This window comes from Pseudomonas fluorescens (assembly GCF_902498195.1).
Classification (GTDB): Bacteria; Pseudomonadota; Gammaproteobacteria; order Pseudomonadales; family Pseudomonadaceae; genus Aquipseudomonas; species Aquipseudomonas fluorescens_BU.
Genome location: NZ_CABVIY010000006.1, coordinates 63,329 through 82,716, shown reverse-complemented (window position 1 = coordinate 82,716; position 19,388 = coordinate 63,329). Strand labels below are relative to the sequence as shown.

Sequence of the window (19,388 nt, the reverse complement as noted above, 5' to 3'; positions counted from 1 at the left end):
GATCGGCGGTCTCTCAAGTGTTTATGGGTACTGCTGCACGGTGCCCGGCTGCTGCTGTCCACCATACTGCTGGCCCGGAATCGCCTTGAGATTGACCTCGACGCGGCGGTTCTGCGCACGACCATTGACGTCGGCGTTGCTGGCCACCGGGCTGTCCGGCCCGGCACCACGGGCGCTGAGGTTGGCACCGCTGACACCTTGCGAAGTCAGGTAGGTCGCGACGCTCTGGGCCCGACGCTGGGACAGGTCCATGTTGTGCTGACGGCTGCCGGTGCTGTCGGTGTAGCCGACGATTTCGATCTGGTTCTGGTTGAATTCTTTCAGCGAGCCGGCCAGGTTATTCAACGGCTGGTAGAAGCTGGACGCGATGTTCGCCGAATCGGTTGCAAACGTGATGTTGCCCGGCATGATCAGCTTGATCTGATCGCCTTGGCGCTGAACTTCAACACCGGTGTTGGCCATGCTGGCGCGCAGTTTTTTCTCCTGCTGGTCAGCGTAGTAACCGTAACCGGCTGCGGAAGCACCCACCACCGCCGCGCCAATCAGCGCGCCCTTGCCACGGTTATTGTGGTCGATGGCCGCACCCGCCAGGGCACCGGCCAGCGCTCCAAGGCCACCATACTTGGCGGTTTTGCTCATGCCTGTGGAGCCGCTGTCGGCCTGGCCCTGGTTGTCGTAGGGGTTGGGCGATGCACAACCGGACAACAGTGCCACGGCAGTAGCAACAATAATCAGACGATGTTTGGTGAACATGAAGTGCTCCTACTTTTTGCATTCTGTGGTGCAACGGACGTAAGCATCGAACCTTTGCGGGGGTTGGATCGTTTCGGCGGATGAAAATTCCACGTGTTACAAATCAGGCCCTGACAAACGGATTTTCGCGCATCTCCTCTCCCAGGCGGGTGTCGGGACCATGCCCTGCCACCACCGTCGCCTCTTCGTCGAGCGTATACAGCCGTTGCTTGATCGAACGCACGATGGTCGCCTGATCGCCGCCCCACAAATCCGTGCGCCCTACCCCGCGACGAAACAGCGTGTCACCGGCAATCAGCAGCTTGGCCTCGGAAAACCAGAAGCTCATGGAACCCGGCGTATGGCCTGGCGTGTGCAACGCTACGCCGCAGCCACAGGCCAGTTCTTCATCATCGGCCAGCCAGCGATCCGGCGACGGCACCGGCGTATAGGGGACGCCGAACATCTGGCATTGCATTTCCAGGTTGTCCCAGAGGAACTGATCTTCCTTGTGCAGGTGCAGGGTCGCGCCGGTTTTTTCCTTCAACTGACCGGACGCCAGGAAGTGGTCAAGGTGGGCATGGGTGTGAATGATGCTGACCACTTTCAGGCCCAGCGCGTCGAGGCGGGCGAGGATCAGCTCATGATTGCCACCCGGATCAACGACGATGGCCTTTTTCGTCAGCGGGTCGCCGATGATGGTGCAGTTGCACTGCAACGGGCCGACGGGGAAGGTTTCGCGGATAAGGGAGGGTTTCTGGGACATCGGGTTCTGCTCGATAAACGGGGACGAGCGATTTTCGCACAATTGAGTATCCCGTCCTTTGCCCGGTTGTGTAACGTGAAGAATTCCTTAACCCAGAACCCCCAATTCCTTGGCCCGCGCCACGGCCTGCGTTCGCCGCTCTACCCCCAGCTTGCTGTTGATATGGCTGGCATGAGTCTTGACCGTGTGCAGGGAGATAAACAGTTGATCGCTGATTTCCTGATTCGAGCAGCCCTGGGCAATCAGGCGCAGGACAGCCATTTCCCGTGTGCTGAGTTGCTCGGCGGGGGGCGCTGACTCCAGTGCCGGACGCGAGGCCTGTGCCGGAAGCTTTTCGGCGAGGTCCTGTGAAACGGTGGTTTGCTCACCACTGTGCAGTTGTCCGCGAAGCCAGTCCGGATGCTCCGCCAATAACCGCTCAAAGGGTTGCAACACGCCTCCGGTCGCAGCGTCGAGGGCCTGGGCCAGCGCCTTGCGTGCCTCGGGTTCGCGCCCGTTGCCCAGCAGCAGCGAGACTTTTTGCGTCAGAGCCATCGCACTGAGCATCTGCCGACCGCTTTGCTGGCCATTTTCGAGCAGCGCATTCAAACGCCCCTCGGCCAGCATCGGTTGCCCTTGAATGGCCTCCAGCAAGGCTTGCTGCAGTTCGATGTGCAGGGGCAGTTGCGGGTGGAATTCCGGCGGTGCCGCCGGGTGTTCACCGTTATAGGTCTGCCCCAGGCGCGCCAGCCAGGCTTCCGCCAGGTCGATGCGCCCCTGGGCCAACCACAGTTCGCATTTGACCAGGGTAATCATGGCCAGGTAATAAATCGGCGGCACGTCCCAGATGTGCATCAACCGTTCGGCTTCGGCCAGCTCAGAAAAGGCCTTGGCGAATTCGCCGCTGCTGCCCTCAAGCCGGGCGATGACACAATGGCCGATCAATACGCTGATATCGCGGCAGGCCCGTGCTTCGTTGAGACCGGCCTGCAAGCGTCCCCGCGCCGCTTGCGGTTGCAGGCGCAGGCCCAGCAGAAAACCTTCGTACAAGGTCAGGCGCGCGCGAACCGCATAGAGTCGCTGCGGCGACAGCCCTTGCAGGCGTTGCAACCCCTGCCGGACCTCATCCAGTGAACGCAGGATCTCCCCTCGCGCTTGCAGCACGCGCGCGCGGTCGTAGTGGGCCAGCGCTTCGAACAGCGGGTTGCCGACCCGTTGCGCCAACTCCAGGGAGTCACGGTTCAACTTGCGCGCGCGCCACAGGTCACCGTCGGCAATGGCCAGGTTGGACAGGGTCGAAAGGCACATCAAGCGCTGGCCGTAACGCTTGCTCGGAAGGCTCTCCAGGGCTTCGCTGCAATAGCGCAGCGTGTGTTCACGATTGCCGCGCCCACGCGCGATGATCCCGCTCAAGGCCAGCCATTGCGCCAGCATCGACTTTTGCGCGGTGGCCGACGGTGCCGGCAGAAAGCGGCTCAACTGGCTGGCCAGCTCCTCGGCGGCGTCCAGTTGACAGGCCAGCCCCAGCGCCCAGCTGTAGAGCACGATCAGCCGCGGCGTACTGACCAGCAGGCTGTCGGGCAAGTCCATTTTCCAGCGCAGCAACATTCCGACGTTCTGTTCGGCCAGCAGTTGTTCTTCGGACAGGTTTTGCACCAGGTTCGCCGCGACGTCCAGGTGCCCGGCGCGCAACGCCTGCTCCACCGCTTCATCGAGCAAGCCCTGGGCATTGAACCAGCGACAGGCGCGCAGGTGCAGGCTGGCGGCCGGCACCATCGATTGGGCGGCAGGCCGCGTGCGCAGCAGGTCGGAAAACAGGTGGTGATAGCGATACCAGTGGCCATGCTCGTCCAGCGGCACCAGGAATACCTGGTGCGCCGCCAGAAAACGCAGGATCTCGGCACTGTCATGGGCATCGCGAACGGCGTCGCACAATTCGCTGCAGAAACGTTCCTGGGGCGCCGTGTCGTAGAGGAACGCCTGCACTTCAGCGGGCAGGCAATCGATCACTTCCTCAAGCAGATAATCGCGAATCAGGCCTTCGCCGCCGTGGAGTGCCAGGGGCAATGTTCCCTGGTTGCCCGCTTCCGACGCGGCCAACAGCCAGAAACGCAAACCGGCCACCCAGCCTTCACTGCGCTGGATCAGGTTTTCCAGCGCCTCGCCGCGCAACGAACTGCTGTGCCGATCGAGCAGGCTCAAGGCTTCATCGTGGGTCAGGCGCAGGTCCTGCTCGTGCAACTCCAGCAGTTGCCGCGACAGGCGCAGCCGTGCCAGATGCCAGTCAGGACGCTGGCGGCTGGTGACCATCACCAGCAGGCCATCGGGAAGGTGGTTGAGGAAAAATTGCAGGCAGCGATCGAGCACCGGCCCCTGGGCCAGGTGATAGTCATCGAGTACAAGCAGCAGGGGCGTCGCCGTCGACAGGTGAACGGCCAGTTCGTCGAGCAGGCCGTCCAGCCATTCTTCGAAGGCAAACGGCTGGTGTCGCTGACGCATTTTCAGCAGCCCCAGGGACTGCCTCCCCAATTGCGGATAATAGTCCTGCAGACCTTCGAGCAACCGCTCAAGGAATCGGCCCGGATCGCTGTCCCGCGGGCTCAAGCCCAGCCAGAGGCTCTGCCAGTGGGCCGGCAGCGCCTGACAGAACTCCACCGCCAACGAACTCTTGCCGAAGCCCGCCGGCGCGCTGACCAGCAGCAACCGGCCCCCGAGCCCCGCGCTCAGGCGCTCGCACAGTCGCGGGCGCAGCACATGGCCGTCGGGCAAAGGCGGTCGGAAAAAGCGTCCATCCAGCGCGGCGACAGCGACGCTGGCAGGACCTGGTGGTGGGGACAGATCAGTCATGGCCGGCTCTTGTTTGAATTGCGGGTGGCGGCGTTGCAGATGTCCGCAGACTAGCGGTAAACGATGAGGGAATGAAGGTAATTGCTACAAATGGCTACAAAAAGTCTACTTACAAAAAAACGCCCCGAACCAGTCGGGGCGTTTCTAGAGGATGCGGCCTCAGCTCAATGCACGTTAGCGAACACCATCCTGGCGCAAGGCCGCCGGGGTGAAGTCGCTGGTGGTCGCGGTGAAGCCGAAGTCATAGGCAGACTTTTCTTCGTTCTTCATACCCAGCGCCAGGTAACGGCCCGATTGCAGGTCGTACAAGGCTTCGAGGGCATACCACGGCACTTGTTTGTCGTAGTAGTTCTCGGCATGCGCCTCGGCCACGCGCCACAGTTGGTTGCGACCGTCGTAATGGTCGATCACCGCGGCCTGCCAGGTGTCTTCGTCAATGTAGAAGTCACGCTTGGCGTAGATGTGACGCTGACCTTCCTTCAGGGTTGCAACCACATGCCACACACGGCGCAACTCGTAACGAGCCAGGTCCTGGTTGATGTGGCCGGCCTTGATGATGTCGGCGTACTTCAGTTTCGGATCGTCGAGTTTGTAGGCGTCGGAGGCGATGTACATCTCTTTCTTGCCTTCGAGCTTCCAGTCATAACGATCCGGGGCACCGTTGTACATGTCCAGGTTGTCGGAGGTACGCAGGCCGTCGGCAGCGGTACCCGGGCCGTCATAGGACACTTGTGGCGCACGGCGCACACGACGCTGGCCGGCGTTGTAGACCCACGCCGAACGCGGCTCCGCCACTTGGTCGAGGGTTTCGTGGACCAGCAGCACACCACCGGCCAGACGTGCCGGCGCGGTCACTTTCTGCTTGAAGTAGAACAGGATGTTGCCCGGGTTCTTCGGATCGTAATCCTTCATCTTGTCGCGGAACACGAACTGGTCCTGGAAGTACACCAGGCTGAACGAACCGTTCGGCTGTGGCGTGGCCTGGGTGACCAGGCGGGTTACGCTGCCGCCGCGATAACGGGTGATGTGGTTCCAGATGACTTCCACGCCGGTTTTCGGAATCGGGAAAGGAACCGCGGTTTCAAAGTTTTTCAGCCCGTTGCCACCGGAGACCAGCTCGGTGTTGGTGGCGTTGCGCTTGATGGCGGCGAACACCTCATCCGGCACGGTGGCACCGCGATGGGACGGGTAGACCGGCATCTTGAAGGTTTCCGGGTAGCGCTTGAACATCGCGTACTGGCCCGGGGCAAGCTTGTCCTTGTACTGGTCGACGTTCTGCGCCGTGATGGTGAACAGCGGTTTTTCACCCGGGTATGGATCGGACAGGAAACCCTTGCTGTCGACGGTACCGGCATTTTTCGGCAGCGGCTTCCAGGCCGGGATCGAACCGTCGGCGTTACCCGCCATCTCGGCACCCATCGGGGTCAGGCTCTTGCCCAGCTTGTCCGCTTCGGCTGCCGGGACGGCAGCCATGACGCTGGTCGCCAACAACGACAGTCCCAGGACACCGGCGTGGAACAGACTCTTGGTTATTTTCATGTGTGTACTCGTCCTGAAAATAAAGTGCTTAGAAGTTCACGCCGAAGCTGAGCGCAACGAAGTCGCGGTCATCCACGGTGGTGTACTTGCCGTCGAAGAAGTTGGTGTACGCCAGGCTTGCGGTGTAGGTGTTCTGGTACTCGGCGTCGACACCCAGGCTGACCGCTTTGCGACCTTCCTCGAAGTTGCCGCCAGGGCCAGGCGAGTAACCTTCCACGTCGTGGGACCAGGCCACGTTCGGCTTGAGGTTCACACCGGCGAATACGTCGTTGTATTCCCAGATGGCACGACCGCGATAACCCCACGAAGTGGCCGTGGTGAAGCCTTCATTGTTGCAATTGCGGTTGAGGTTGTTGGTCGGCGTACCCGGGCCGGCACCGGCGATGGTGCTGGCGTTGAGGGCCTGGCAAGTATTCTGGCCGCCGGTAGCCGGCAGGTCGCCAGGACCGTAGACCGGGTCACGGCCGTAACGGACGTCGGAAGTGCTTTCCAGGCCGCCGACGTGGGTCACGCCCACTTCGCCCACCAGGGTCAGACGGCTGGCGCCCATGACCTGATCGAAGAAGTGCGTCAGGGTGGTCTGGAACTGGGTGATTTCCTTGCGGCGATAGCCGTGCAGGTCCTGGCCCGGAACGCCGTTGAGCAGCGAGGCGTTGGTCAGTGCGCCGCCCAGCGGACGCACACCGGCGAACAGGATGTCGGTGGAGTTGAGCTGCACCGGTGCGTTCGGACGGTAGCTGATCTCACCGCTCCACGCCGTGCCTGTAGGCAGGGTGGTGGAGAAGCTCAAGCCGTAGAGGCGGATGTCTTCCGGATACTCGACGAAGTAGTTGGAGTTACCCGCAACGATCAGCGGCGCCAAGGCGCGCAATTGCGCCGGCAGGGCTGCGGCACCGGCATAGACCGACGCTGGCGCACCCGTGGCACTGAAGATCGGCGCACGGCTGTGATAGTTCATGAAATAGGCACCGAACTCGGTGTCCAGCGGATCGAACATGTACTTGAGGGACGCGCCCCACTGGCCGCTGTCCCGCGCATCACGGTCCGGGCCACGGCGTACCAGCACACCCTCGTTGTCGACGTCGACGCCCAGGCGGGTCAGCGTAGGCAAGGCGGCGGCCGGAATGGTCGAACGCTTGTTCAGCACGCGCAGGTTGTTGGTGCAACCGTCGGCGATGATGTCGGGTTGCGAGAAGAAGGTGCCGCAGTTGTCGACGACGGTCTGGTCCCATTCCAACTGGTAGAAGGCTTCGGCCGACAGGTTTTCGGTCAGGCTCTGGGACACGTAGAACATGTTGACCGGGATCAGGCCTTCCTTGATCTCGGCACCGGGACGGCGGAACGCGGACACGTCGATCGGGTTGATCGAGTTGATGCCGCCGCCGATGAAGGTACTTTCACCCCAGCTCACCACCTGTTTGCCAAGGCGCACGGAGCCCGGTTGTTCGGCAATGGAGTAGTTGTGGTAGACGAAGGCGTCGAGGATCTGGCCGCCTGCGGACTTGGCGCCTTCCTTGCGGTTGCTGTCGCTGATGTCCTTGAACGGACGGCTTTCGTCCTTGAGTTCGAAGTCGTACCAGTATTTGCCACGGACGAAGACACCGGTGTCGCCGTATTTCAGTTCAAGGTCATGGATACCCTTGAAGATCTTCGAGAAGGTTTTGCCGCTCTCGAAGTTCAAGTGGCCATCGTCGGATGTCTGCGACAGGCCGCGGCCGCCGTTGTTGACGCCGATGAGGTTCTTGTTGGCGCTTTCAGTAGACCAACTGGCACCGATCGACAGGGACGAGTCGAACTGGCCTTCGATTTCTCCGATGTTGAAACTGACGCCGAATGCAGGTCCGGCGAGCGTAGAGGCAAGGCTGACGGCCAGAGGCAGTTTAGCCCGGCGCCAGAACTGGTTTACTGATGTCATCGACGCTACTCCATGTGCATTTTATTTTTATGGCAGTGAGCACTCTTAAAAACGCTTGGATAACAGGGAGCCAAGGCATCCCAAAGTCATTCCAAAGTTGCATCGCCCCGGTTTGTGCGTTTGCTCCGTTCTTAAAAATCCTTGAGCGGACTATAGCCAGCAGGTAGTAGTGCTTGATCCCTCTAAAGTGTGATTTGCAGCTGCCGGCCACTCTGGAACAGTCCTTTGCCATGCCGACACCCGTCGGCCCGGCAAGCATGGCTGAAAATTCGGTTTTGACAAGCCAAGCGCTTGCTTGGTGGGGCTGGCGTGCCTTTTCAGGCACGCCAAAGGGGGATTAAAGCGTCGAAAGGAAGGTGCTGTTGGTGGCTTGCCATTCGGTGATGTCGACGCGAATTTTCTTCTTGTCGAGTTTGCCGACGCTGGTCTTGGGAATTTCAGTAACAAGGGCGATCTGGCTCGGGATGGCCCACTTGCTCAGGTGGCCCAGTTCCACGAACGGCTTGAGGTGTTCCTTGAGTTCCCTGGCCCCGATTTCATGGCCATCACGCAGCACCAGCAAGGCAAACGGGCGCTCGCCCCACTGTGGATCGGCAATCCCCACCACTGCTACTTCGCGTACCGCCAGGTGACGACTGATCAGGTCTTCGAGGTCCAGGGAGGAGATCCACTCGCCCCCTGTCTTGATCACATCCTTGATCCGGTCGCGAATATCGATCACGCCCATGCTGTCCAGGGTCGCCACGTCACCGGTGTGCAGCCAGCCCCCGGCCCAGAGCTCGGCGCCTTTTTGCGGTTCGTTGAAATAACCTTCGGTGAGCCATGGCGCACGCAGCACCAGCTCGCCCTGGGTTTCACCGTCGGCGGGCAGGAAGTTGCCCTCGCTGTCGACGATCGCCGCCTCCACCAGCGGCCCTGGCACACCGGCCTTGATCCGGTAGGTGGTGCGCTCGTCTTCGGTGCCGGCCATCAGCTCGTCGTTGAGGTGCGCGCACGAGACCAGCGGCCCGGTCTCCGACATGCCGTAGGCGGCCGTCAATTGAATGCCCTTGGCCTTGGCCGCTTCGTACAGCGCACGATTGAGCGCACTGCCGCCGATGACGATTTTCCAGCCACCGAAGTCGGTATTCTGCGCGGCCTTTGAATTGAGGACCATTTGCAGGATGGTGGGCACGCAGTGCGAAAAAGAGACCTTTTCCTTGCGCCACAGCTCCACCAGGAATTCAGGGTCATAGCGGCCGGGATAGACCTGCTTGAGCCCGAGCATGGTCGCCACGTAGGGAAGGCCCCAGGCATGGACGTGGAACATCGGCGTGATCGGCATGTACACGTCGTTGGTGCCCAGCAGGCGCACGCTGTCGATCGCGCCCATGATGGTCGACACCCCCATGGTGTGCAGGACCAGCTGCCGATGGGTGAAGTAGACACCCTTGGGATTGCCGGTGGTGCCGGTGGTGTAGAACGTGGTCGCGACCGAGTTTTCGTCGAAGTCCTGGAAGTCGTACTGCGGGCTCGCGGCCGCCAGCAACTGCTCGTATTCGCCAACCAGATGCGGCAAGTCAGCGGTTTTTTCCGGCAGGTCGGTCAGCAGCAGGGTTTTCTCGACCGTGGTCAGGTGCCCGGCGATCGCGTTGTAGAGGCCCACGAACTCGCTGTTGACCAGCACATAGCGGTCCTCGGCGTGATTCATGGTGTAGAGGATCTGTTCCGGCGACAGGCGCACGTTGATGGTGTGGATCACGGCGCCGATCATCGGGATGGCGAACATGCATTCCAGGTAACGATGGCTGTCCCAATCCATCACCGCCACGGTGTCCCCGGCCTTGACTCCGGCCGCCGTCAACACGTTGGCCAGGCGAGCAACCCGCTCGATCAGGGTCGGATAGCTGTAGCGCAGTTGGTCGCGGTAAACGATCTCGCGGGTTTTCTCATAACGCGTACCGGACATCAGTAGCCGTTTGATCAGCAGCGGATACTGGTAAGCGCCTTCGGCTGGGGGAATAACGCGTGTCTGCAACATAAAAACCCCTTTTCTGACTGCACGGTCGTGGCTGAAAGTAAGCACTCTAGTGCGCCTGATCGCCAGCCAAATCAGCCAAAGGAATGATTTGCAGAGCCGCGCAGATGCTAGCGTTGCGCCAGCATCCGCAGGTCATCGGTTACCTCGTCGATCAATGCATCTCGGTAAACGCGAGTTTCACGCCGATCGCGATCAGTACCGCGCCCATGGTCCGGTCGAACCAGTGGCCCATGCGGGCGAAACCGGCGCGCACGCGCTGCTGGCTGAACAGCATGGCCACCAGGCAAAACCACACCGCAGTGGCCACCGCGAGGTAAACCCCGTAACCAGCCTGCACCGCCAGCGGCGTATGCGGGTTGATCACCACGGTGAACAGTGACAGGAAGAACAGCGTGGCCTTGGGATTCAGGCCGTTGGTCACAAAACCCGAAACGAAGGCGCCACGTGCGGTGCGCTCGCCGGCCTCCTTGTGCAGATCGTCCGCCACGGGCTTGGCCGGTTGCGCCCGCAACGCCTTGTAGCCGATGTACAGCAGGTACGCGGCCGCGGCCCACTTCAACGCGTTAAACAGCACGATCGATTGCGACACGATCAGGCCGATACCCAGCAGCGAGTAACCCACGTGCAGGAAAATCGCCGTGCCGACGCCCAGCGCGGTCCAGGTACCGGCGCGACGACCATGGGTCACGCTCTCACGCACCACCACGGCAAAGTCCGGGCCGGGGCTGGCCACGGCCAGCAGGTGAATCAGCGCAACGGTCAAGAACTCGGTCCAGTACATGGGGGCTCCTTTAAGCCAAGCGTAACTATTTATTTCATCTGGTAGGCTCGGCAGATTACGCCTTCAGTTCATTGCACAAAAGGTACAGTTGATGACGAACACTCGCCGCGCCGTTTTCCTCGACCACCCGTCCCTGGACCTGGGCGATCTCGACCTCAGCCCGCTGCGCGGGTGCTTCAGCGAATTGCAGCTGTTCGCCCAAACGTTGCCCGATCAGGTGATCGCACATCTCAAGGGCGCCACCGTCGCCATTACCAACAAGATCATGATCGACGCTGCCGCCATCGCTGCCAGCCCTGATTTGAAGCTGATCCTGATCACCGCCACCGGCACCAACAACGTCGACCTCGCCGCCGCCCGCGCCCACGGGATTACCGTGTGCAACTGCCAGGGCTACGGCACGCCATCGGTGGCGCAGCACACGATCATGTTGCTGCTTAACCTGGCGACGCGCCTGGCTGACTATCAGAAAGCCGTCGGCGAAGGTCGCTGGCAACAGGCCAAACAGTTTTGCCTGCTGGATTACCCGATCGTCGAACTGCAAGGTAAAACCCTCGGCCTGCTCGGTCACGGCGAACTGGGCGGCGCCGTCGCACGCCTGGCCGAAGCCTTCGGCATGCGCGTACTGCTGGGCCAGATTCCGGGGCGCCCTGCCCGGCCCGACCGTTTGCCGCTGGATGAACTGCTGCCGCAAATCGATGCGCTGACCCTGCACTGCCCGCTCAACGAACACACCCGGCATTTCATCGGTGCCCGCGAACTGGCTTCGATGAAGCCCGGCGCGTTCGTGGTCAACACCGCCCGCGGCGGCCTGATCGATGAGCAAGCGCTGGCCGATGCCCTGCGCAACGGTCATCTGGGCGGCGCCGCCACCGACGTGCTGAGCGTGGAGCCACCGGTCAACGGCAACCCGTTGCTGGCCCACGACATCCCACGGCTGATCGTGACCCCGCATAACGCCTGGGGCAGTCGAGAAGCGCGGCAGCGTATCGTTGGCCAAGTGACCGAAAACGCCCTGGGATACTTCAGCGGTAAGGCGCTGCGGGTCGTCAGTTGATAAACTGCGGCACTTTTTTCCACAGGAGCAGTTATGGATCCGCGCAGTGAAGTACTGCTTCGTCAGGCTGAATTATTCCAGGGTGCGGTTCTGCTGGCCGGTTTGCCCGCCGACGATTTGCTCGGCCGCCTGCCGGCTGCTCGCGGCTGGTGCTGGCACGCCGGCGATCAAGCGGCACTGGATGCACGCTTTGAGGGACGCAGCGATTTTGGCGTGAACGTCCCGGCATTCGAATTCGAAGCCGCCGTGGTGTTTCTGCCCAAGTCCAAGGACCTGACCGATTACATCCTCAACGCCGTGGCTTCGCGCCTAGAAGGTCGCGAGGTGTTCCTGGTCGGCGAGAAAAAAAGCGGCATCGAAGGCGCGGCCAAGCAGCTGAACCCGTTCGGCAAGCCACGCAAGCTCGACAGCGCGCGGCATTGCCAACTCTGGCAGGTCACCGTGGCCAACGCCCCTCAGGCCAAATCGCTGGAAAGCCTGGCCCAGGAATACGAACTGCCGCTGGCCGAAGGCCCGCTCAAGGTGATCAGCCTGCCGGGCGTGTTCAGCCATGGCCGACTGGATCGCGGCAGCGCATTGCTGCTTGAGCATCTGGACAAACTGCCGAGCGGTCATTTGCTCGACTTCGGCTGTGGTGCCGGGGTGCTGGGGGCTGCGGTAAAACGTCGCTACCCGCACAACCAGGTGACGATGCTGGACGTCGACGCGTTTGCCGCCGCCAGCAGCCGTTTGACCCTGGCCGCCAACGGTCTGGAAGCCGAGGTCATTACCGGCGACGGCATCGACGCCGCTCCCATGGGTTTGAACGCAATCCTGAGCAATCCGCCGTTCCATGTCGGCGTGCATACCGACTATTACGCTACCGAGAACTTGCTGCGAAAAGCAGCCAAACATCTGAAAAACGGTGGCGAACTGCGCTTGGTAGCCAACAGCTTCCTGAAGTACCAGCCATTGATCGAAGAGCACTTGGGTGTCTGTGCGATCAAGGCCGAAGGACAGGGATTTCGGATCTACCGGGCCAAGCGCGGCTGAAACTTTGTACTTGCCGAAAGGATTTTGCGTAGGCAGAATCCGCTCCGTCCTAGGGGAGTAGTCTCCCACGAGCGCCATGCTCGTCCGGCATGCGTCAACATACTTGGTCCTCAGACCATGGCGCATGCGACCCAAGCGTCCGCATCAGACGGATCGCAGGGTTTGACAAGACCTATGACACGAACACCTTACCCGGGGCGGGAAGGCTGTACGTGTCATAGCCGTGTCGACCCGCCCCTTAGGAAAACCCCTGATGCTGGATTCACTGCTCGTTCCTACCGCAATCGTTGCCTTGGCCGAAATCGGCGACAAGACGCAACTGCTCGCGCTCATTCTCGCTGCCCGCTTCCGCAAACCGTGGCCGATCATCGCCGGTATCGTGGCCGCGACCCTGGCCAACCATGCGGCCGCCGGTGCGGTGGGCGCCTGGGTCGGCAGCTTCTTTTCGGACACGTTGCTGCACTGGATCCTTGCGGCAAGCTTCGCCGCGACCGCCCTGTGGACCCTGGTGCCGGACAAGATGGATGACGACGAAGCCAGCACCGCCCGCAAGTTCGGGCCGTTCCTGACCACGCTGATTGCATTCTTCCTGGCGGAAATCGGTGACAAGACCCAGATCGCAACCGTGATGCTCGCGGCGCAATACCCGGAGTTGTGGCTGGTGATCATCGGCACCACCCTGGGCATGCTGATTGCCAACGTGCCGGTGGTTCTGGCGGGTAACTTTGCGGCGGACAAATTGCCATTGACGCTGATCCGTCGCCTGGCGGCGTCGGCGTTCTTCATCCTGGCGATTGTCGCGGTGTACAAGGCGATGCAGAGCAGCGGATGGGTTTGACGCGGTAGTACGGTCATATCGCGTCATCGTTCTTCGCGAGCAAGCCCGCTCCCACATTAAAACGCGTTCAAATGTGGGAGCGGGCTTGCCCGCGAAGGCGTCAGCAGTGGCACCACATACCTACTTTTTAGCCTGCTCGTAAAGCGGCATCACCTTCGGAATCGCCGCCTGCAGCGCAGCCGTCCGGCTACTGGAGGACGGGTGAGTGCTGAGGAATTCCGGTGGAGCCCCTTCGCTGACCTTGCTCATCTTGTTCCACAAGGTGATCGCGGCGTTCGGGTTGTAGCCCGCGCGAGCGGCCAACTCAAGGCCGATCAGGTCCGCCTCGTTTTCATTGGCCCGGCTGTTGGGCAAGGTCATGCCGTAGTTGGCCACGGTGTCCGCCAGGGCCAGGCTGTCCTGACCCAGGCCCAACAGAGCGCCGGCGCCCTGCTTGGCCATTTCGATGCCATAGGCCTTGGACATCGCTTCACGACCGTGCTCGCGCAAGGCGTGGGCGATTTCATGGCCCATGACCGCCGCAATCTCATCGTCGGTGAGTTGCAGCTTGTCGATCAGCCCGGTGTAGAAAAAGATCTTGCCGCCGGGCCCGCAGTTCGCGTTGAGCTCATCGCTCTTGATCAGATTGACCTCCCATTTCCACTGGGCCGCATCCGGACGGAAATTCGGCGCCTGGGCAATGAGCCGGTCAGCAATGACCTGAACGCGCTTGGCATCGCTGCTGGTCTTGTCCAGCACGCCTTGGCTGCTCGCCTCACCCACGGTCTTCGTATAGGACTGGGCGTACATCTGGTTGACCTCTTCCGAGGACAACATGCTGAACATGTACTGTTTGCGCTCAACACCCACGGCACCGCCGCTGGTGGTATTGACCGACTGGCAACCGGCGAGCAACAGCGCCGCGCCCAGCGCACACACCAATGTCTTGTTCATCGAAAAACTCCCTGAAAACATGTCCGTATCCTAGGCGTGGAAATGTATCGACGCCAGATACAACGAACGTATGACGCACAATTCGGACAAAGCTCTCATCGCCGTAGAAAAAAATTCACAAACCCGGGCAAACCACGGTCGATAACGCCCCGGGATGATTCAATTGCGACATCAGGCACGCAAAAACAGTCATTTCTCCAGCGCCCGCTCATGCCCGTCGCCTGTCCTGCCGATACACCACCGCAAACGTCTTCTCGCGTGCGGAGCACCCATGAAATTCAAGTCAATCCAGTTTTCCGTGGCCGCCCTGGCGGGCGCCATCGTTCTCAGTGTCGTGGCGGCGCTGGTGGTGTATGCGCTGTTTTCCGGTGCACGGACGCAAGACATGGTCCAGGAGCGGACCCAGGCGCAATTCGAGCAAGTCATCGAACAACGCCTGACGTCCCTGGCGCAAACCCAGGTCAGCCAGATTCAGCGTGAACTCGAAGCACCGCTGCTGATTGCCGGCGGCCTGGTGCGGGTCAACGCGCTGATCGGCACCCCGGGGCCCGACGGCCAGCCCGCGCTGAGCCTCAGCCGCGAGCAGTTGATCGGCCTGATCAAGGAAAACGTGGCGAAAAACCCGAAAATCCTCGGCACCTACATTGGCTGGGAAAAGGATGCACTGGATCACAATGATGCCGCCTACATCGGCAGCCAGGTGACCGGCATCGACTCCAGCAACGGGCGCTTCCTGCCCTGGTGGTTCCGCAATGCGGACGGCAGCCTCGGCCTGGACCGGCTGGTGGACGTGGATGACCAGAAAACCCTGTCCACCGGGGTGCGCGCCAGCGAGTACTACCTGTGCTCGAAAGAAACCAAAAAATCCTGCGTAATTGATCCGGCGCCCTACAAGGTCGGCGACAAAATCGTCATGCTCGCCTCCTTTATTGAACCGATCATGCTCAACGGTGCCTTCCAGGGCATCGTCGGCGCCGACCTGTCGGTGAACTTCATCCAGGAAATGCTTCTGGGCGCCAACCAGAAACTCTACAGCGGCGCCGGGGAAATGGCCCTGATCGGCGGTAATGGCCGGATCGTTGCCTACACCAAGGACCCGAGCAAATTCGGCGAAAAGGTCAGCGACATCCTCGACAGCCAGCAGATTGCCAACATGGCCAATCTCAAGCGCGGCGAAGTCACCTACACCGTCGACAAGGCCCAGGGCCGGATTGAACTGTACCTGCCGTTCGGCATCGGCCAGACCGACGCCCGCTGGACCCTGATGCTGCAACTGCCACTGAATGCAGTGATGGCTGACCTGCAAAAGCTCCAGGCCGACCTGAACACCCAGCGTAAATCCGACACCTTCGGCATGGCCATGGTCGGCCTGCTGATTGCCGGTATCGGCTTGCTGGTGATTTGGCTGGTGGGCCACGGCATTGCGCGCCCACTCAAGCAAATGGTCGCCATGCTCGACGACATCGCCCAGGGCGAAGGCGACCTGACCCGCCGCCTGACCAGCGACCGTGCCGACGAACTGGGCTCGATCGCCAAGGGTTTCAACACCTTCCTGGCCAAGTTGCAGGCGATGATCACCCAGGTGGTGACGTCGGTGCAGAGCGTCAGCGATTCATCGGAACACACCGCCGACATCGCCATTCGCACCAACACCGGCGTGCACAAGCAAATGGCCGAGATCGACCAGGTGGCCACTGCCGTGCAGGAAATGACCGCCACCGCCCAGGACGTGGCGCGTAACGCGACCCAGGCCGCGCAAGCCGCCAGCCATGCCGACCAGGCGGCCAGCCAGGGCATGGAGATCGTGCGCGAGACCTCAAACTCCATCGGCGCCCTCGCCGTGGAAATCGGCCGGGCGGTGGGCGTGGTGCAAACCCTGGCCAAGGACAGCGAAAACATCAACGCGATCCTCACCGCCATTCGCGGGATTGCCGAACAGACCAACCTGCTGGCCCTGAACGCGGCCATTGAAGCGGCGCGGGCCGGTGAACAGGGTCGTGGTTTTGCGGTGGTGGCCGACGAAGTGCGCAACCTGGCACAGAAGACCCAGAAGGCCACGGAAGAAATCCAGACCATGATCCAGCAGCTGCAACAAGGCACGCGGGATGTGGTGCGGGTGATGGAAGACAGCCAGAACCGCACGGACGAAAGTGTCCAGCACGCGGCCAAAGCGGCCGAAGCGCTGGAAACCATCACCCAGGCGGTGTCGGTGATCAACGACATGAACACCCAGATCGCCAGCGCCGCCGAGGAGCAAAGTGCGGTGGCGGATGACATCAACCGCAACGTGATCAACATCGGGCAAGTGGCCAATGAAGTGGCGAGCGGCGCGGACGAATCAAGCGCGGCCAGTGCGGACTTGACCAAACTGGCCGAGCAGCAGCGGCGGTTGATCAATCAGTTCAAGGTATAAGGGCAAGATCAAAAGATCGCAGCCTGCGGCAGCTCCTACATGGGATCGCGTACATCCTGTAGGAGCTGCCGCAGGCTGCGATCTCTTTTGAATCAGTCACTCAACCCGGGGTAAGACACTCCGGCCCATTGAGCTTCGGATCATTCACCATGTTGGCCAGCACCCGTTCGCGCAATGCCGCGGGTTCACTGGCCAGCAGGGCTTGCAGGGCATGCAATGGCGTTTCGGGATCCAGCCAGGCCTCCTGCCCCGCCGCATCGAGAATCAACGGACGGCGCTGACTGGCCGCCGGCTGAGTGATGACCGCCGTGCTCAGCCACACCTGTTCCTGCACCGGATACGCCTCCCAGATCGCCGCGAAAAACAGCGACGAGCCCTCCCCCGGCGTCAGCCAGTACGGACGCTTGCGCGTGGTACCGCGCCATTCGTAGAAACCGTTGGCCGGCAGCAGGCAACGGCGCAGGCGCAGGGCTTCGCGAAACATCGGTTGCTCGGCCACGGTTTCGGCCCGGGCATGGGCCGGGGTGCGGGACAGGTCGGTCAGCCACGGCGGTGTCAGGCCCCAGCGCGCGCGGGCCAGTTCACGCTGACCGTCACTGCCCGCACGCAGCATCAACACCGAATCGTTGGGGGAAATGTTCCACTGGGCCTGCTGATCGGCGGGAAAACCGGGCAGGGCCGCAAAGGCGGGGTTCCAGCGAAACAGGGCATAACGTCCACACATGGGGCTGCACGACTCTTGATCAAACGAACAGCCAGCCTAACAGACCAGCGTGCCGGGAAAGCTCTCCGGTTCATCGCCGGGGAGCGGCAGCGCGGCATTGTACGCACTGATCAGCTCGCGGGCGTACTGCGCCTGGTCGTTATCCACCGCCAGGCCGAGCAGGCCGAAGATCGGTAATTCTCCCGTGCCGCCCACCAGATCGCGCCCGACCAGATGCGCCTCGATGCCCTCGCTGGCGAGCATGCCTTGCAGCAATTCGCCTTCCATCAGGTTTTCCGGTTCGTAGATTCGCTGCATAGACGCCTTCAATCATTCTCGCTGAAAACGTCGAGATGCCATTCGTCGCCATGAACCTGCAAAACAAAGGTTATCGGCCGGCAGCACACCTGACAGTCTTCAATATAGGTCTGATCCCCACCGGACAGGTCCAGGGTGGTCTCGACTTGCTCGCCACAATACGGACATTCATACACTGCGCTTTCCAGCATCGCGGTCTCCCAGGTGACTTGTGCGTATAATCGCCGGTCTATTTGCAGGGCTATTTTTGTCTGACTACTTTTTCAGACCGTACCCCGCCGGTTTTCGATCAGAACCTTTACTTACCCTAGCCGTTTCTAACAAGAGAGCATGATGGGCGAATTCGATGCCATCCGACCTTACGACGACAGCGAAGTCCCAGCGGTGCTGGCACGGCTGCTCGGCGACAAGGCGTTTCTAGATATCCTCACCCACTTCCGCTTCCCGCGTTTTGCCGGCGCTTTAGGCTGGGCACTCAAACCTCTTATAGCTCATCGTCTGCGCCGCGAGTTCGCCGGCATCACGTCGGTGGCCACCTTGCAGGACAAAGTCGAGCATTACGTCGACCATACCATTGAGCGCGCCACGGACGGCGTGACCTATACCGGTGTCGAGCAGTTCAAGTCCGGCAGCGCCTACCTGTTCATCGCCAACCACCGCGACATCGTCATGGACCCGGCCTTCGTCAACTACGCCGTGTATCACGCCGGCCTGCCGACCCCGCGCATCGCCATCGGCGACAACCTGCTGCAAAAGCCCTTCGTCAGCGACCTGATGCGCCTGAACAAGAGCTTTATCGTGCACCGTTCGATCACCGGACGCCGCGAGAAGATGGCGGCCTATCAGTTGCTCTCGGCCTACATCAACCATTCGATCCGCAACGATTGCGCCTCGATCTGGATCGCCCAGGCCGAGGGCCGCGCCAAGGACGGCGACGACCGTACCGAGTCGGCGATTCTCAAGATGTTCCACATGAGCCGCAAGGACGAGCCGTTCGGCGAAGTGATCCGGTCGCTGAACCTGACCCCGGTGTCGATCAGCTATGAATACGACCCGTGCGACCAGGCCAAGGCCCGCGAACTCTACATCCGCGCCACCACCGGCACCTACACCAAGGCCCCAGGCGAGGACGATGTGAGCATCGCCAAGGGCATCACCGGCTACAAGGGCCGGGTACACGTGAACTTTGCCGCGCCGATCACCGAGCTGTTCGAAGACACCAAGCAATTGGCGGTCGAGATGGACAAGCAGATCCTGGGCGGTTACCGCTTGTTCCCGGTGCATTACCTGGCTTACGCCCAGTGGCAGGACGCCGACCCGCAATTGCAGGTGCCAGGCGCCGCCGAGGTGTTTGCCGCCGATGAACTGGCCAAGGCCCAGGAGCAATGGCAGCAACGCCTGGACGCCTGCCCCGAGGAGCATCGCCCGTTCCTGGTGCTGCAATATGCGACGCCGGTGCGCAATCAGTATCGGGTGAAAGCGGGATTGCCGCTTTAAAGCATTTTTAAAGCAAGA

Annotated in this window: 16 protein-coding genes, 1 pseudogene and 1 riboswitch; of the genes and pseudogenes, 6 read left to right on the top strand and 11 right to left on the bottom strand. The window is 61.4% G+C overall.

The window, feature by feature from the left end; all coding sequences use genetic code 11:
* Positions 1-21: 21 nt before the first annotated feature.
* The 7 genes from F8N66_RS21790 to F8N66_RS21760 form a co-directional block, all read right to left on the bottom strand.
* Positions 22-753 carry an OmpA family protein gene (locus tag F8N66_RS21790; protein WP_150772154.1) on the bottom strand — a complete coding sequence of 244 codons (732 nt, stop codon included), beginning with the start codon at positions 751-753 and terminating at the stop codon, positions 22-24.
* A gap of 103 nt (positions 754-856) precedes the next feature.
* Positions 857-1,498: an MBL fold metallo-hydrolase gene (locus F8N66_RS21785; RefSeq protein WP_150772153.1), complete on the bottom strand. Its 642-nt coding sequence runs from the start codon at positions 1,496-1,498 to the stop codon at positions 857-859.
* Positions 1,499-1,585: 87 nt separating this feature from the next.
* Positions 1,586-4,324, bottom strand: coding sequence for a LuxR C-terminal-related transcriptional regulator (locus tag F8N66_RS21780; RefSeq protein WP_150772152.1), 2,739 nt, complete (start codon positions 4,322-4,324; stop codon positions 1,586-1,588).
* Between the two features lie 174 nt (positions 4,325-4,498).
* Positions 4,499-5,863: a DUF1329 domain-containing protein gene (locus F8N66_RS21775; RefSeq protein WP_150772151.1), complete on the bottom strand. Its 1,365-nt coding sequence runs from the start codon at positions 5,861-5,863 to the stop codon at positions 4,499-4,501.
* A gap of 28 nt (positions 5,864-5,891) precedes the next feature.
* Positions 5,892-7,778 carry a DUF1302 domain-containing protein gene (locus tag F8N66_RS21770; RefSeq protein ID WP_150772150.1) on the bottom strand — a complete coding sequence of 629 codons (1,887 nt, stop codon included), beginning with the start codon at positions 7,776-7,778 and terminating at the stop codon, positions 5,892-5,894.
* A gap of 337 nt (positions 7,779-8,115) precedes the next feature.
* Positions 8,116-9,798: a fatty acid--CoA ligase gene (locus F8N66_RS21765; RefSeq protein WP_150772149.1), complete on the bottom strand. Its 1,683-nt coding sequence runs from the start codon at positions 9,796-9,798 to the stop codon at positions 8,116-8,118.
* Between the two features lie 151 nt (positions 9,799-9,949).
* The gene (locus F8N66_RS21760) at positions 9,950-10,579 is read right to left on the bottom strand and encodes a LysE family translocator (RefSeq protein WP_150772148.1); all 630 of its coding nucleotides are present in this window, start codon (positions 10,577-10,579) and stop codon (positions 9,950-9,952) included.
* Positions 10,580-10,670: 91 nt separating this feature from the next.
* Between F8N66_RS21760 and F8N66_RS21755 the strand changes: the two genes are divergently transcribed.
* The 3 genes from F8N66_RS21755 (at position 10,671) to F8N66_RS21745 (ending at position 13,506) form a co-directional block, all read left to right on the top strand.
* The gene (locus F8N66_RS21755) at positions 10,671-11,636 is read left to right on the top strand and encodes a 2-hydroxyacid dehydrogenase (RefSeq protein WP_150772147.1); all 966 of its coding nucleotides are present in this window, start codon (positions 10,671-10,673) and stop codon (positions 11,634-11,636) included.
* A gap of 33 nt (positions 11,637-11,669) precedes the next feature.
* Positions 11,670-12,668, top strand: coding sequence for a class I SAM-dependent methyltransferase (locus F8N66_RS21750; RefSeq protein ID WP_150772146.1), 999 nt, complete (start codon positions 11,670-11,672; stop codon positions 12,666-12,668).
* Between the two features lie 40 nt (positions 12,669-12,708).
* Positions 12,709-12,831, top strand: a riboswitch (yybP-ykoY riboswitch).
* Positions 12,832-12,921: 90 nt separating this feature from the next.
* The gene (locus F8N66_RS21745; RefSeq protein WP_095192951.1) at positions 12,922-13,506 is read left to right on the top strand and encodes a TMEM165/GDT1 family protein; all 585 of its coding nucleotides are present in this window, start codon (positions 12,922-12,924) and stop codon (positions 13,504-13,506) included.
* A gap of 120 nt (positions 13,507-13,626) precedes the next feature.
* Here the strand turns inward: F8N66_RS21745 and F8N66_RS21740 are convergent, their stop codons facing one another.
* Positions 13,627-14,439, bottom strand: a complete 813-nt coding sequence (locus F8N66_RS21740; RefSeq protein WP_150772145.1) for a M48 family metallopeptidase — start codon at positions 14,437-14,439, stop codon at positions 13,627-13,629.
* 154 nt (positions 14,440-14,593) lie between these two features.
* Here F8N66_RS21740 and F8N66_RS32240 point away from each other — a divergent pair.
* Positions 14,594-15,997 (top strand): annotated as a pseudogene (locus F8N66_RS32240) (HAMP domain-containing protein); the annotation flags it as partial.
* Positions 15,998-16,009: 12 nt separating this feature from the next.
* Positions 16,010-16,852, top strand: coding sequence for a methyl-accepting chemotaxis protein (locus F8N66_RS32235; RefSeq protein WP_412070753.1), 843 nt, complete (start codon positions 16,010-16,012; stop codon positions 16,850-16,852).
* Between the two features lie 100 nt (positions 16,853-16,952).
* On the opposite strand, the gene F8N66_RS21730 is transcribed toward F8N66_RS32235, so the two are convergent.
* The 3 genes from F8N66_RS21730 to F8N66_RS21720 are packed head-to-tail and all read right to left on the bottom strand — an operon-like array spanning position 16,953 to position 18,064.
* The gene (locus F8N66_RS21730; protein ID WP_150772143.1) at positions 16,953-17,576 is read right to left on the bottom strand and encodes an SOS response-associated peptidase; all 624 of its coding nucleotides are present in this window, start codon (positions 17,574-17,576) and stop codon (positions 16,953-16,955) included.
* Positions 17,577-17,612: 36 nt separating this feature from the next.
* A complete protein-coding gene (locus tag F8N66_RS21725) occupies positions 17,613-17,873 on the bottom strand; it encodes a putative signal transducing protein (protein WP_150772142.1) in 261 nt (86 codons plus the stop codon).
* A gap of 8 nt (positions 17,874-17,881) precedes the next feature.
* Positions 17,882-18,064, bottom strand: a complete 183-nt coding sequence (locus F8N66_RS21720) for a CPXCG motif-containing cysteine-rich protein (RefSeq protein WP_150772141.1) — start codon at positions 18,062-18,064, stop codon at positions 17,882-17,884.
* Between the two features lie 139 nt (positions 18,065-18,203).
* Here F8N66_RS21720 and F8N66_RS21715 point away from each other — a divergent pair, with 139 nt between their 5' ends.
* On the top strand, positions 18,204-19,370 hold the full coding sequence (locus F8N66_RS21715; protein ID WP_150772140.1) for a 1-acyl-sn-glycerol-3-phosphate acyltransferase: 1,167 nt from the start codon (positions 18,204-18,206) through the stop codon (positions 19,368-19,370).
* Positions 19,371-19,388 lie beyond the last annotated feature (18 nt).